General features: G+C 61.7%; 13 protein-coding genes and 1 riboswitch. Of the genes, 6 read left to right on the top strand and 7 right to left on the bottom strand.

Translation table 11 applies throughout. The features are described from left to right. Nucleotides 1-27: 27 nt before the first annotated feature. A complete protein-coding gene (locus C816_RS00685) occupies nucleotides 28-900 on the bottom strand; it encodes a hypothetical protein (protein ID WP_016320474.1) in 873 nt (290 codons plus the stop codon). Next, nucleotides 897-1,466: an RNA polymerase sigma factor gene (locus tag C816_RS00680; protein ID WP_016320473.1), complete on the bottom strand. Its 570-nt coding sequence runs from the start codon at nucleotides 1,464-1,466 to the stop codon at nucleotides 897-899. The genes C816_RS00685 and C816_RS00680 overlap by 4 nt, the downstream gene beginning before the upstream one ends. 166 nt (nucleotides 1,467-1,632) lie before the next feature. Here C816_RS00680 and C816_RS00675 point away from each other — a divergent pair, with 166 nt between their 5' ends. Then, the gene (locus tag C816_RS00675) at nucleotides 1,633-3,501 is read left to right on the top strand and encodes a hypothetical protein (protein ID WP_016320472.1); all 1,869 of its coding nucleotides are present in this window, start codon (nucleotides 1,633-1,635) and stop codon (nucleotides 3,499-3,501) included. Nucleotides 3,502-3,689: 188 nt separating this feature from the next. Here the strand turns inward: C816_RS00675 and C816_RS23310 are convergent, their stop codons facing one another. Continuing rightward, the gene (locus C816_RS23310; RefSeq protein WP_016320471.1) at nucleotides 3,690-3,866 is read right to left on the bottom strand and encodes a hypothetical protein; all 177 of its coding nucleotides are present in this window, start codon (nucleotides 3,864-3,866) and stop codon (nucleotides 3,690-3,692) included. Nucleotides 3,867-4,137: 271 nt separating this feature from the next. Here C816_RS23310 and C816_RS00670 point away from each other — a divergent pair, with 271 nt between their 5' ends. Beyond that, a complete protein-coding gene (locus C816_RS00670) occupies nucleotides 4,138-5,274 on the top strand; it encodes a pyridoxal phosphate-dependent aminotransferase (RefSeq protein ID WP_016320470.1) in 1,137 nt (378 codons plus the stop codon). 32 nt (nucleotides 5,275-5,306) lie between these two features. Here C816_RS00670 and C816_RS00665 read toward each other — a convergent pair whose 3' ends face one another. Together C816_RS00665 and C816_RS00660 are read right to left on the bottom strand one after the other, a co-directional pair. Beyond that, nucleotides 5,307-6,410, bottom strand: coding sequence for a M20 metallopeptidase family protein (locus C816_RS00665; RefSeq protein ID WP_016320469.1), 1,104 nt, complete (start codon nucleotides 6,408-6,410; stop codon nucleotides 5,307-5,309). Between the two features lie 20 nt (nucleotides 6,411-6,430). Beyond that, nucleotides 6,431-6,988, bottom strand: coding sequence for a DUF6985 domain-containing protein (locus tag C816_RS00660; protein WP_207636871.1), 558 nt, complete (start codon nucleotides 6,986-6,988; stop codon nucleotides 6,431-6,433). A 79-nt stretch (nucleotides 6,989-7,067) separates the two neighbouring features. Continuing rightward, nucleotides 7,068-7,235, top strand: a riboswitch (Lysine riboswitch). Nucleotides 7,236-7,509: 274 nt separating this feature from the next. On the opposite strand from C816_RS00660, the gene dapA reads away from it, so the two are divergent. The 4 genes from dapA (at nucleotide 7,510) to C816_RS00640 (ending at nucleotide 11,219) form a co-directional block, all read left to right on the top strand. Further along, nucleotides 7,510-8,397 carry a 4-hydroxy-tetrahydrodipicolinate synthase gene (gene dapA / locus C816_RS00655; RefSeq protein ID WP_016320466.1) on the top strand — a complete coding sequence of 296 codons (888 nt, stop codon included), beginning with the start codon at nucleotides 7,510-7,512 and terminating at the stop codon, nucleotides 8,395-8,397. Continuing rightward, the gene (gene dapB / locus C816_RS00650; protein ID WP_016320465.1) at nucleotides 8,394-9,119 is read left to right on the top strand and encodes a 4-hydroxy-tetrahydrodipicolinate reductase; all 726 of its coding nucleotides are present in this window, start codon (nucleotides 8,394-8,396) and stop codon (nucleotides 9,117-9,119) included. The genes dapA and dapB overlap by 4 nt, the downstream gene beginning before the upstream one ends. Nucleotides 9,120-9,395: 276 nt before the next feature. Continuing rightward, on the top strand, nucleotides 9,396-10,091 hold the full coding sequence (gene dapD, locus C816_RS00645; protein ID WP_016320464.1) for a 2,3,4,5-tetrahydropyridine-2,6-dicarboxylate N-acetyltransferase: 696 nt from the start codon (nucleotides 9,396-9,398) through the stop codon (nucleotides 10,089-10,091). Nucleotides 10,092-10,268: 177 nt separating this feature from the next. After that, on the top strand, nucleotides 10,269-11,219 hold the full coding sequence (locus C816_RS00640; protein ID WP_016320463.1) for a ComEC/Rec2 family competence protein: 951 nt from the start codon (nucleotides 10,269-10,271) through the stop codon (nucleotides 11,217-11,219). Between the two features lie 169 nt (nucleotides 11,220-11,388). On the opposite strand, the gene C816_RS00635 is transcribed toward C816_RS00640, so the two are convergent. Further along, nucleotides 11,389-11,592 carry a helix-turn-helix transcriptional regulator gene (locus tag C816_RS00635; protein WP_016320462.1) on the bottom strand — a complete coding sequence of 68 codons (204 nt, stop codon included), beginning with the start codon at nucleotides 11,590-11,592 and terminating at the stop codon, nucleotides 11,389-11,391. Nucleotides 11,593-11,651: 59 nt separating this feature from the next. Then, entirely contained in the window at nucleotides 11,652-12,056 is a 405-nt protein-coding gene (locus C816_RS00630; protein WP_016320461.1) for a hypothetical protein, read from the bottom strand. Nucleotides 12,057-12,294: the final 238 nt, after the last annotated feature.

Here is a 12,294-nt window from a genome sequence, read left to right as displayed (position 1 = left end):
CGGAGGCGCAAGCCTCCGGCCCCTGTTTTACTGATACCGCACGAACACCCAGTACGCCGGTCCGGACAATCCGTTTGGGTAGTAGCGCCGCAGCAGGATGTCCGGCTCCGCCGGGTTGGCCAGCACCTGCTGCTCCGGCAGGCGGTTGCTGCCCAGCTCCGAGGTGGGGACGAGGTCTTGCCCGTCGTACACCGTCTTCCCCACCGGCTCAAAGCCCGCCGGGAGCTCCTGGAGGACGCAGTCATAGGGCACGGCGTCGTACCGGGCCTGATCCTCCGGGGCCACTTCGGTGTAATAGGGGAGGTAATAGGTGTCGTTCAGATAGACGTAGACCTCTCCCTGATACCGCAGCAGCGTCAGTCCCTGCAAAACCGATTCCACATAGCGGACGTAGCCCATGTAGGATTCCTGCGTCTGCTGGTCGCAGCACTCCTGATAGACATACACCCACTCCGGGCGCTCCGGGTTGATGTAATAGGGGAGGAGGTCATCGTGACCGCTGACGGCAGTCTCCCCGGCATAGGCAAAGCCCTCCGGGCATTCCGCGGAGATGCCGTGGCTGGAGACCACATAGGTCACGCCGTCCACCGTCAGGCTGGGCGCCCAGTCGCCGGAGCATCCCGGATCATCCACCCCGGCGGCAGGCGGCGTCTCGCTGTCCGCAAAGAGGCCGTTTTCCGCAGGCGGAGAGCTGTCCGCCTGGGCATTGTTTCCCGCGGGCCGGTCATACGCGGGAGAGAGCCAGGCCCTGGCGATCAGCAGCACCAGCGCAAGGCACGCGGCCAGGGCCGCCGCCCAGGGCCAGCTCCGGCGGCGGGACACTGCATACCCCGGCGCGGCCTCCCGGATGAACTCCTCCTGAATATCCCCTATGGCGTATAAAAGCCGCTCTGCGCTCATACTGTGAACCCCTCCTTTTCCAGGTGCTGCCGCAGCTGCTCACGCAGGCGGAAGAGGGTGGAGGCCGCGGTGTTCTTCCGCATCCCGTGCATCGCCGCCAGCTCCTCCACGGAGCGGAAATACCAGTACCGCTGGACGAACAGCACCCGCTTCTCCCGGGGCAGGGCCTCCAGAAAGCGGTTCAGGCTCTCCGCCAGGGCCTGGGCCTCCACCTCCCGCTCCGGGCGGCCGGCGGCGGGGAGGCACTCCTCCAGCTCGCTGAGGGCCAGCTCCGTCTGTCCGCCGCCCCGCTTCCGGGCCCGCAGGGCCCGCCAGCGGTCCAGGGAGAGGTTGCGGGTCAGCTTTCCCAGGAAGGTATCCAGCCGGGCCGGACGGCGGGGCGGCATGGCCTCCCAGGCCCGGAGCCAGGTGTCGTTGACGCACTCCGCCGCGTCCTCCCGGCTCTCCAGAATCCCCAGGGCGATGGCGCGGCAGTAGCCGCCGTATTTCCGCTCACTCTCCGCCAGCGCGGCCTCGTCCCGGTCCCAGTACAGGGCCACGATCTGCGCGTCCTCTATGTTCCGCACCTCCTTTTCCCTTCTTCACGAAAAAAACCTCCGCATATTGCATGGATTATATCATATTTTCCGGCGTTGGCAAATTTTCTGTATCATAGGGAAAACTTGATTTGTTCATACTTTTCCTGTATCATAACATTCAATCGCATGAACAGAGAGAAAAAGGAGCGACGATATGCCATTTTCATTTAACTTTGACCCCAGCGCCTTCGGCGGCGGCTTCAACCCCGGCGGCGCCCAGAGCGGCGGCTTTACTCCGCCTCAGTCCAGGCCCCGCAAGCCCCGTAAGGCCATCGGAAACGCCTTCACCCGGACCCTTCTGAACATTGCGGTGACGCTGGCGTTCGGCGCGGTGTACTTCTACCTGGAGCTTCCCGCCCTGAATCCCCACGCTGAGGAGTTCTACGTCTTCATCTTTTTGCTGTGCGCGGTGTACTGCGTGTGCGCCGTATTCACCTCCGGCTTCCAGGGGGAGGGGATCAAGGGGTACTTCGGCTTTGTGAAGAAGCAGTGCGCCCTGCCGTTCCTGGTGGTCCTGGCTCTGATCGCCGCCATTGCCGTCGGCTCCCTCACCAGTTGGGTGGTGCTGCGGGCGGGGGCGTACAGCAGGCTTTTGCCCCTGGAGAGCGGCAACTTCACCGCAGAGGTGGAGGAGATCAGCTACGACCAGATCCCCATGCTGGACGCGGACTCCGCCTCCCGCCTGGGCACGCGGAAGCTGGGCGAGCTGGCGGACATGGTGTCCCAGTTTGAGATTCTGCCCACCTACACCCAGATCAACTACCAGGGCCGCCCTGTCCGAGTCACCTCCCTGCAGTACGGGGACCTTGTCAAGTGGTTCACCAACCGCTCCGGCGGCCTGCCGGCCTATATCATCGTGGACATGGTGACCCAGGAGGCGGAGGTGGTCCGCCTGGAGGAGGGCATGAAGTACACCGTGGCCGAGCACTTCGGCCGCAACCTATACCGCCACCTGCGGTTCCACTACCCCACCATGATGTTCGACGAGCCCTTCTTCGAGATTGACGAGGCGGGCACCCCTTACTGGGTTTGCTCCCGGATCGTGAAGACCATCGGCCTCTTCGGCGGCACGGACGTGAAGGGGGCCGTGCTGGTGAATGCCGTTACCGGCGAGTGCCAGTACCACGAGCAGGTGCCCAGCTGGGTGGACCGGGTGTACTCCGCCGACATCATCCTCCAGCAGTACGACTACTACGGCATGTACCACAACGGCTTCATCAACTCCATGTTCGGCCAGCGGGACGTGACGGTGACCACCGACGGCTACAACTATATCGCCATCGGGGACGACGTGTATATGTACACCGGCGTCACCTCCGTCACCTCCGATGAGTCCAACATCGGCTTCATCCTCTCCAACCAGCGGACCAAGGAGACCCGGTTCTATTCCATCGCCGGCGCGGAGGAGTACTCCGCCATGGCCTCCGCCCAGAGCCAGGTCCAGCAGATGCGCTACGAGGCCACCTTCCCCCTGCTGCTGAACATCGCCGACCAGCCCACCTACTTCATGACCTTGAAGGGCCAGGACGGCCTGGTGAAGATGTACGCCATGGTCAACGTCCAGCAGTACGACATCGTGTCCACCGGCGGAACTGTGGCGGAGTGCGAGATCAACTACCGCCAGACCCTGGCCAACCGGGGACTGATTGACGCGGGGGAGGCGGACATTGACGCGCCCAACGCGGAGGACGTCCTCACGGACACGGCCACCGGCGAGATCACCGACATCCGCTCCGCCGTCATAAACGGCACCACCCAGTATTTCATCCTGCTGGAGGGCGGCAGGGACTATTTCCTGGTCAGTGCCAGCGATGTGCCCCTGGCGGTGCTGCTGAACGCGGGCGACCGTGTGGAGATCTCCTACTATCCGGCAGCCGGAGGCGTGGCTCTGCCCGCCTTTGACGTAAAGTTGCTGGAGACGCAAACCGCACCGCTGACCGAGCCGTTTATACAGGACGTACCCCGCGGGGAGGACCTGGCTTCTCAGTCAGAGGGAGCGGAATTTCTGGAAACCGAAAATTAGACAGGCGCAGCGGGGCCCCGGCGAAAGCCGGGGCTCTTTCTCCCGTTCAAAAAGATCACTCAAGTCCTTGTTCCATAAATTCCAGACTGGAAATTATGGGGAGGTGGACTACCCAAGGGACACTCCCTGCAGGGACATAATCTCTCAAATGACTGCAGGAGCCACTGCCCGATAAATCGAAACCTGCATCACGTTTTTCTGCACTGCTTCCTTTTACCAGCATCAAGCAGCGCTTTGACACCTAGTCCAATAAAAATAATCCCCAATACAATTCCAATCATTATCGGCATATTGGGATCCATCACTGCTGCAATAATTTCTACAGCGCCTATTAATACCAGTATGATCGGTAATGTTATCTTCATATGAGCCGCCTCCGTAAATTGCGTTTTATTGCCCTAACCTTATCGCAATCCGGCTCAAGGGGCAACGTACAATTGGAATTAGGCCTTGTTTAATCAATGGCGAAATGCGCAGCGGCGGAAAAATCTCTCGCCGCTTGGGCGTTTTGACATTTTTCAAACAACGCCTGGATTACCAGCGCTCCCCGCCCAAGAATACGGCTTCTGACCTTAACGTTGACAACCGCCTCTCCGCCCGCTATACTGTCCCCGTAAAAAAAGGAGCGTGGACTTTATGGAACTGACACTGAACGCCGCCCTCTCCGGCGTGGAGACCTCCGGCATCCGCCGCTTTACCGCCCTGGCCCGGGCCACCCCCGGGGCCTGCGCCCTCACCATCGGCGAGCCGGACCTGGACACCCCGGCCCCCATTCGGGAGGCCGCCAGAGCCTCCCTGGCGGAGGGAGACACCCATTACCCGCCCAATAACGGCCAGCCCTATCTGCTGGAGGCCCTGTCCCGATACGAGGAACGGGCCCACGGCCTCCGTTACGCCCCTGACGAGATCATCGTCACCGCCGGGGCCACCGAGGCCATCTTCATTGCCCTGGCCGCCATTTTGAACCCTGGGGACGAGGTCGTCATCCCCACTCCGGCTTTCAGCCTGTATGCCTCCGCTGCCGCCCTGTGCCGGGGCGTGCCCGCGGCCCTGCCTACGGAGAACAGCGGCTTTCAGATCGATCCCGCGGCTCTGGCGGCGGCCGTCACCCCCAGGACCAAGGCGCTGGTGCTCACCTCCCCCAACAACCCCACCGGCTGTGTCTATACCCGAGAGACCCTGGAGGTGGTCCATGAGGTCTTGCGGGACAAACCGGTTTTTGTCCTCTGCGACGACGTGTACCGGGAGCTGACCTATACAAAAGACTACCACAGCTTCGCCGAGTTTTCGGACATGCGGGATCGGGTGATTGTGGTCAACAGCTTTTCCAAGCCCTGGGCCATGACCGGCTGGCGGGTGGGCTGGTGCATGGCGGAGCGGCCTGTCAAGGAGAAAATGCAGGTCTTTCACCAGTACGCCGTCGTGTCTGTCCCCTCCTTTGTTCAGCGGGCCTGCGTCACAGCCCTGGAGACGGACCCCGCCCCCATGCGGGCTCTGTTTCAAAAGCGCCGGGACTACGTGTGCGCCCGCCTTGCCGCCATGGGACTGGAGGCCACAGAGCCGGAGGGGGCCTTTTACGTCTTTCCCAGCATCCAAAAGTACGGCATGGATTCTGAGACCTTCTGCAGGCGGATGCTGAGCGAGGGATTCGTGGGGGTCCTCCCCGGGACGTACTTCGGCGCGGAGGGGTTCGTCCGGATCTCCTGCTGCTACGGGGACGAGGCGCTGCAGGAGGGCCTGGACCGGATGGAGAGATTTCTGAAAACGCTGTAAAAAGCCCGGGAGGCCGCGCCTCCCGGGTTCGTCTATTCCATCATGAGGAGCTTTTTCAAAAATTCCAGCCCCGCCGGGAGCACCGCCTCGTCGTCAAAGCAAAACTCCGGCGCGTGGAGCTCCGGCGTGTCTCCTGTGCCCAGGAAGAAAAACACCCCCGGGACCCGCCGTTGATAGAACGAGAAGTCCTCCGCCGCCAGAACCGGAGCGTCCAGAGGGATGGGGGCGTCCGCCCCCAGACGGTGGCAGACGGCCTCATACAGCCCCTCGTGGTTCCACACCGCCGGATACCCCTGGCTGAGGCGGACCTCCACGGTACAACCCGTCTCCCGCTCAAGTTCCCGGCCCAGGGACTCCAGGCTCTCCCGGCAAAGGCTGTGAGTCTCCTCCCGGTAGGTCCGCAGGCTCCCCTCCAGCACGGTTCTTCCGCTGACGGCGTTGCGCACCGAGCCGGAGACCATCTTTCCAAACCGCAGCACCCGGGGCTCCTCCGGCGGCAGAGCGTCCGCCGCGGCATAGGCCCGGCGGAGGTACTCCGCCCCGGCGGTCAGGGCGTCCCGGCCCTCCGCCGCCCGGCTGAGATGGACGCTCTTCCCAGTGACGGTGACAGTCACCTCGCTGGAGCGGGCCATCAGGGGACCCGGGCGGGAGAAAACCAGCCCCCGGGCCAGTCCCGGCCAGAGATGCAGCCCAAAGACCCTTGTCACATGGAGCTCCTCCAAAATCCCGGTCTCACAGAGCCGCTCCGCCCCGCCGGTGGTCTCCTCGGCGGGCTGGAAGAGAAAGAGGGCGTTCCGGGGCAGGTCCGCCAGACGGGCGGCGGCGTATTCCGCCAGTCCCAGGGCCAGGGCGGTGTGGCCGTCGTGGCCGCAGGCGTGCATCTGCCCCGGGTGGACGGATGCATAGGGCAGACCGGATGCCTCCGTCACCGGCAGGGCGTCCATGTCCGCCCGGAAGGCGGCGGTCTCCGGTTTTCCCGCGTCGAAAAAGGCGCAGAGGCCGCCGGGAATGGGGGCGGTGATCCGGCAGCCCAGGGGCTCCAGAACGGAGCGGACATAGGCGCAGGTCTCCGGCAGCCGGTCATCCAGCTCCGGAATCCGGTGCAGCGCACGGCGGTACGCGACAACAGGCAGCATGGCGGGTTCCTCCTTGTTCGTTACAGCGTCCAGTCCTGGGCGTGGATGCCCAGGAATTTTTGATCCCGAAAGCCGATGCAGATGCCGTGCTCCGGATCGCACTCGCACTCGCCCATGAAGGAGATCTCGGGATAGACCAGGGACCCGTCCCCGCTCTGCGTGACCTCGCTGATGTTCACGGCAATGCCGGTGATTTGGATCTCCTGTTCCAAGTCTGATTCCGCGACGGGGAGCCGGCCTGTCCCCGCGTACATCTCATTGCAGTAGTCGGCAATTTCTTTCCGGTAGTCCGAGATGACCGCATGCTCCAAAAACCAGTTCAGGCAGTCCAGCTCCTCCCGGTTCAGGGGGAAGCCCTCTTCTCTGTAATCCCCGTTTTCATCAAAGCAGTTGTCCCCCACGGAAAAGACAGAGACCTCCGTCTCTTTTCCAAAGACCTGTATCGTCAGCTCTTCCCCGCTGTTCCATGCCTCCAGCATTGCTTTTTCCTCCGTTCCCCAGTCGATTTCAGGCGCCTTGATAATACCACGCCGCTGTCTCCGCGAACAGGCCGCGGGGCGGATTTTGTCACTTTCCACAAAATTGGCCCGGCGGAAATGCGCATTTTTGCGAAAAGACCTCTTGTATCCGCTGGGCGGAATCTGGTATCATAGCGAAAAATGAGATAGAGGCGCGGAGACGATGAAGTCGCGGGAGCCGGCAGGCGAGGAACGCGGCGGGGGCAGATCCGCCGAACTCCCCGTCCGGGCGCGGGCGGAGGGTGGGCCCGTGAGAAATACTCCCGGGACTGTCCGCGGGCTTGCCTGCGGGAGCGCTATCCGCTTACAGGGCACTCCGCACCGGATAGAAGCCGGCGTGGAGCGGGTCTGTTCCAAATCCGGCCGCTTTGGGGCCGGCGCATAATTTTCCGCCAAACGGCGTAGTGTTCCATGGGGACTTCGGCCCTGCCCGCCCCTGGAAAACGACTGTCGTCTGACGGGAGCGTTTTGCGCCCTCCCCGTGCCGCCGAAATGGGAACGGACGCCGGACTGTCGGCAGAGGCGCGCCTCTACCGGCATTTTATTATGCCCAATGCGGAAGCGTGCGGAGGATGAAAGACATGAAATTTGAAAACGTCACAGGCTCCATCGTCGCCATGGTCACCCCGTACCATGCCGGCGGCAGCGTCAACTTTGAGGCGCTGACCCAGCTGCTGGAGCGCCAGATCCAGGCGGGCACCGACGCCATTTTGACTCTTGGCACCACCGGCGAGTACTCCACCATGACCCATGAGGAGGACGCCACCGTGGTGGCCCACACCATCAAGGTGGTGGACGGCCGGGTGCCCGTCATCGTGGGCAGCGGCTCCAACTGCACCGCCACCCAGCTGGAGAAGAGCGTGGAGTACCAGGATATGGGCGCGGACGCCCTGCTGCTGATCGCCCCCTACTACAACAAGGCCAACCCGGAGGGGATGTACCGCCACTTTGCCTCGGCAGCGGACGCGGTACACATCCCGTGCCTTCTTTACAACGTGCCGGGCCGCACCGGCTGTTCCATCCCTTTGTCCGTGGTGGAGCGGCTGGCAAAGCACCCCAATATCTGCGGCATCAAGGAGGCCAGCGGCGACATGTCCTACGCCATGAAGCTCGCCCGCCTGGCAGGGCCGGACTTCGCCCTCTGGTCCGGCAACGACGACATCACCGTCCCCCTGCTGAGCATAGGGGCCAGCGGCGTCATCTCCGTCTACGCCAACGTGATGCCCGCCATGTGCCACCAGATTGTGGCGGACTACCTGAACGGGAACCGGGCCCGGGCGGCGGAAAATCAGCTGAAATACCTGGAGCTGATGAACGATTTGTTCATAGAGGTGAACCCCATCCCGGTGAAGACCGCCATGAACATGATGGGCCTGAACGCGGGCCCCCTGCGGCTGCCCCTGTGCGAGATGAGTGAGGAGCACACGGCGAAGCTGAAAAGATCTCTGGAGGAGGCGGGACTGTTGTGAAAATTCTGCTGATCGGCCGGGGCAAAATGGGCCGCCTCATTCAGGAGACCGCCGCGGCCGCCGGGGACGAGGTCGTGGCCGCCCTGGGCCGGAACGGCCTGGACAGCCTGGGCCGCATGGGCCGGACGGCGGACGTGGTGATGGACTTCTCCCGCCCGGAGGCCCTTCCGGAGATCTGCGCCTATGTCCGGCGCACAGGCACGCCCCTGCTCTCCGGCACCACGGGCTTTACCCCAGCGGACCGGGAGCGTCTGGAGGCCCTGGGAGAGGCGGCCCCAGTGCTGTGGGCGGCCAACTTCTCCCTGGGCATGGCAGTGTTTGTCCGGGCCCTCCGGGAGGTCTGCGGCGTATTGAAGCCGGATTTTGACATTGAGATTACCGAGACCCATCACAATCAGAAGGAGGACGCCCCCAGCGGTTCGGCGAAGCTGCTGCTGGAGGCCATCGACCCCGCCGGGGCCATGGAAGCGGTCTGCAGCCGGGGGGGGACCACCGGAAAACGGGGAAAGGGCGAGATCGGCATCCACTCCCTCCGGGGCGGCACTGTGGCGGGAACCCATACGGTCCACTTCCTGGGCCCCGACGAGGAGCTGGAGATCACCCACCGGGCCGCCAGCCGCCAGATCTTCGTCAACGGTGCGCTGCATATGGCCCGGCTTCTGCCGGGAAGGCCCAACGGGATCTATGATCTGCAAAAGATCCTGTTCGGAGAGAGCGCTTGAGAAAACGTCGGAATCGGGCATGAGGAATTCCGGTGTCCGGCCCCGCGCTGAAAAAACATCGCCCGGCAGCCGCATTTCAATTCATTCCGCCGGTTTGAAAACAGACTCCAGACCGGAAATAGTAAAGAGGCGGCAGGGACGAGGATCGCAGGGCAAGGCGAAGGCCGCAGGCAGGCTGACGCCCGTCAAGGCCGGCAGCGCAGCCATCCGATCCTCAAACCGCCGAACTCTTCTCAGTATTTAGAGAGATTGCTCTCATTCAAACAAGGAGGTTTTATGGACGCGCAGGAGATTATTAACTATATCGCCGCCTCGGAGAAGAAAACACCGGTAAAGCTCTACGTCAACACCCTGGGCCCGGTGGACTTCGGCTCCGCCAGGGTCTTTGGCCAGGGAAACAGCTTTATCGTCTTCGGCGACTGGGCGGAGCTCTCCGCTGTGCTGGAGGCCAACGCCGGAAACATCGGGGACTATGAGGTGGAGTATGACCGCCGCAACTCCGGCGTGCCCCTGCTGGACCTGCGGACAGTGAAAGCCCGAATCGAGCCCGGCGCCGTCATCCGGGAGAAGGTGGAGATCGGGGAGGGAGCCGTCATCATGATGGGGGCCGTCATCAATATCGGCGCTGTGGTGGGCCCGGGCACCATGATCGACATGGGAGCCGTCCTGGGAGGACGGGCTACCGTGGGGGCCCGCTGCCACATCGGCGCCGGCGCGGTGCTGGCCGGCGTGGTGGAGCCCGCCTCCGCCGTGCCGGTGGTGGTGGAGGACGGCGTCCTGGTGGGCGCCAACGCCGTGGTCATCGAGGGCGTCCATGTGGGCGCCAACGCCGTGGTGGCCGCCGGGGCTGTGGTGGTGGAGGACGTGCCGGAGAACGCCGTAGTGGCCGGCTGCCCCGCCCGGGTCATCAAGATCAAGGATGAAAAGACGGAGAGCAAGACCGCTCTGGTGGACGCCCTGCGGCGGCTGTAGGAGAAAAGAGGGGCAAAGCCCCTCTTTTTCTGTCCGCCAGCTCTGCCAAAGCCCCCCTGCAAAGACAGCCTGCCAAAATACAGGACAAAAATTTGGCATCCTCCAGAACTTTTTTTAGTTGCCGGAGACAGCCAACTGTGCTATCCTGTTAGCAATCAAATCAGAGGGGGACGGGCAATGCTGGTTTTGGACTTTATCAATGTGGGCAACGGCGACTCTGCCCTGATACGGGAGATTGAGGGCGGCGCACAGAAATTCGCCATGCTGGTGGACTGCGGGCACGACAGCCTTGTGCGGGACGACCACCCGGGGGAGCTGGACCCCCGCTCCCGGCGGATCTACGCTGGGGATTTTCTGAAAAAGCAGGGTGTCGCCCGCCTGGACAAAGTACTGCTGACCCATTTCCACCGGGACCACATCGGCGGCCTGAGCCGGGTGCTGGAGAGCGTGACAGTCGGTGAGCTGCTGGCCACCTATGTCCCGCCCACCGGCGCGGGCCCCCTGGAGCCGGACGGGGACAACGGCCTGCCCAAGGCGGCTCGGAACGCCGTCCGGTGCCTGGACCTGTACGCCGGGGCCCTGCGGGAGAATCCCGGGCACGTGGAGCGGATGACGGAGCTCCCCGGGACCCGGATGGAGCGCTTCCAGCTGACGGACAGCCTGACGATGGACGTCCTCTTTGGCGAGGCGGCCCTGTACCGCCGTCAGCGGGAGGTCTACGACGCCCTTTTCCGTGGCGAGCGGGACAGCTACGACCTGCTGCACTGGGCCAAGTGCATGAATATCTCCAGCCTCCGCCAGCGGCTGTACTACCACGGAAAGGAGATTGTCCTGGGAGGCGATTTCTATGCCCACATGTGGGAGACGGCCTCCGCCGCCCCCTGCGATATACTCAAGGCCCCTCACCACGCCTCCCTGTCCTCCACCACCCGGAAGCTGCTGAAAATGCTCCAGCCCGAGACCGTTGTGGTCAGCGTGGCGGCGGGGCGGCCGGACGAGCGGCCCCATCCCTATATTATTTCCCTGATGCGGGAGTTTGCGGAGGAAGTCCACTTCACCGACGCGGTGTCCATTCCAGGGCTGGTGAATCCGGTGTTCCATGAGTCGGTACATATTGAGATTGAATAGGAGAAGCTCCCATTCGGCTTCACATTCCCACCGGAAGCGAATAAGCAAACCTGCTAAGAACCTGTATTCACCGGTTGTGAATACAGGTTCTTAATCCTATGCTGATTCATGCGGTTTTGAAACGGTTGATTCACGGGAGAAGCGGGATTCCCCGCGGTTGCCGCCGGAATCAGTCCTCTGTAAATTCAAACAGCTTCTCCACCGCCACATGGAAAACCTTTGCAATATCCATTGCCAGCTTCAGCGACGGGTTATATCTTCCATTCTCCAGATGTACAATCGTTTCCCGTCTTACATGTGCCAATTCTGCCAATTCACTCTGTTTTAATCCCGCTTTTTCCCGATATTCTTTGACCTTCGTATGAAGGGCCATATCAAACTCCCTTACTGTCCGGCACGCAGAATATTATAAATCGAATGCCAGCCCGAGGATTAGACCCCCTTGCTGTCCATCACACAAAATATGATGAATCGTATCACAGCCAATACCAGTATCATCCCTACCAGCGCGTAGCCCGCCAACGGCCCGTCTATGGCTTTGACGGCGCAGGCGAAGGCGATGACAGCAGCGGCAGCGATCATAATTTTCAATCCGATTGCATCTGTTCTGCGCAGATTTTGAATTGCCAGCTCGTCTTTTTCTTCCTTGCTGTACTTATAAATGCGGATTGCCCGTAATGCGAAAAATATGATGGTGAATACGGCAACCGCATTTTGGATCATCTCATAATAATTATGCCAATCCCTTCGTGCCCACATCCAGTAGTAGCAGACAAGAAGTACCGCATAGATAATTTTGGTTCCGACGATTTCCTTTAGGGTGACTTTTGACTTCATACTCCATTCCTCCGTGTGATATATTTCTAACTTACAAGGTGTTGTAAATATATCACTCCACATGTGTCCTGTCAATCATCAAATATGAAATATTTATAACTTTTCGTCTCGCTGTTTTTATACAAAACATAAGGGAGACAAACAGCCATATATTGATATAATCCTGGGCTCGGCCATCCGGAACAGGAATTGAGAACACAAAGTCAAATTGGAGGAGGGAAAAGGACCGGCGTGAGCC

This window comes from Oscillibacter sp. 1-3 (assembly GCF_000403435.2).
Lineage (GTDB): Bacteria > Bacillota > Clostridia > Oscillospirales > Oscillospiraceae > Oscillibacter.
This window is presented reverse-complemented; position numbering and strand designations above follow the sequence as displayed.

Coding starts and splice junctions, on each gene's coding strand:
- C816_RS00630 (WP_016320461.1), bottom strand. CDS start 12,056: ATGAAGTCAAAAGTCACCCTAAAGGAAATCGTCGGAACCAAAATTATC.
- C816_RS23310 (WP_016320471.1), bottom strand. CDS start 3,866: ATGAAGATAACATTACCGATCATACTGGTATTAATAGGCGCTGTAGAA.
- dapD (WP_016320464.1), top strand. CDS start 9,396: ATGGACGCGCAGGAGATTATTAACTATATCGCCGCCTCGGAGAAGAAA.
- C816_RS00675 (WP_016320472.1), top strand. CDS start 1,633: ATGCCATTTTCATTTAACTTTGACCCCAGCGCCTTCGGCGGCGGCTTC.
- dapA (WP_016320466.1), top strand. CDS start 7,510: ATGAAATTTGAAAACGTCACAGGCTCCATCGTCGCCATGGTCACCCCG.
- C816_RS00640 (WP_016320463.1), top strand. CDS start 10,269: ATGCTGGTTTTGGACTTTATCAATGTGGGCAACGGCGACTCTGCCCTG.
- C816_RS00665 (WP_016320469.1), bottom strand. CDS start 6,410: ATGCTGCCTGTTGTCGCGTACCGCCGTGCGCTGCACCGGATTCCGGAG.
- C816_RS00685 (WP_016320474.1), bottom strand. CDS start 900: ATGAGCGCAGAGCGGCTTTTATACGCCATAGGGGATATTCAGGAGGAG.
- C816_RS00635 (WP_016320462.1), bottom strand. CDS start 11,592: ATGGCCCTTCATACGAAGGTCAAAGAATATCGGGAAAAAGCGGGATTA.
- C816_RS00670 (WP_016320470.1), top strand. CDS start 4,138: ATGGAACTGACACTGAACGCCGCCCTCTCCGGCGTGGAGACCTCCGGC.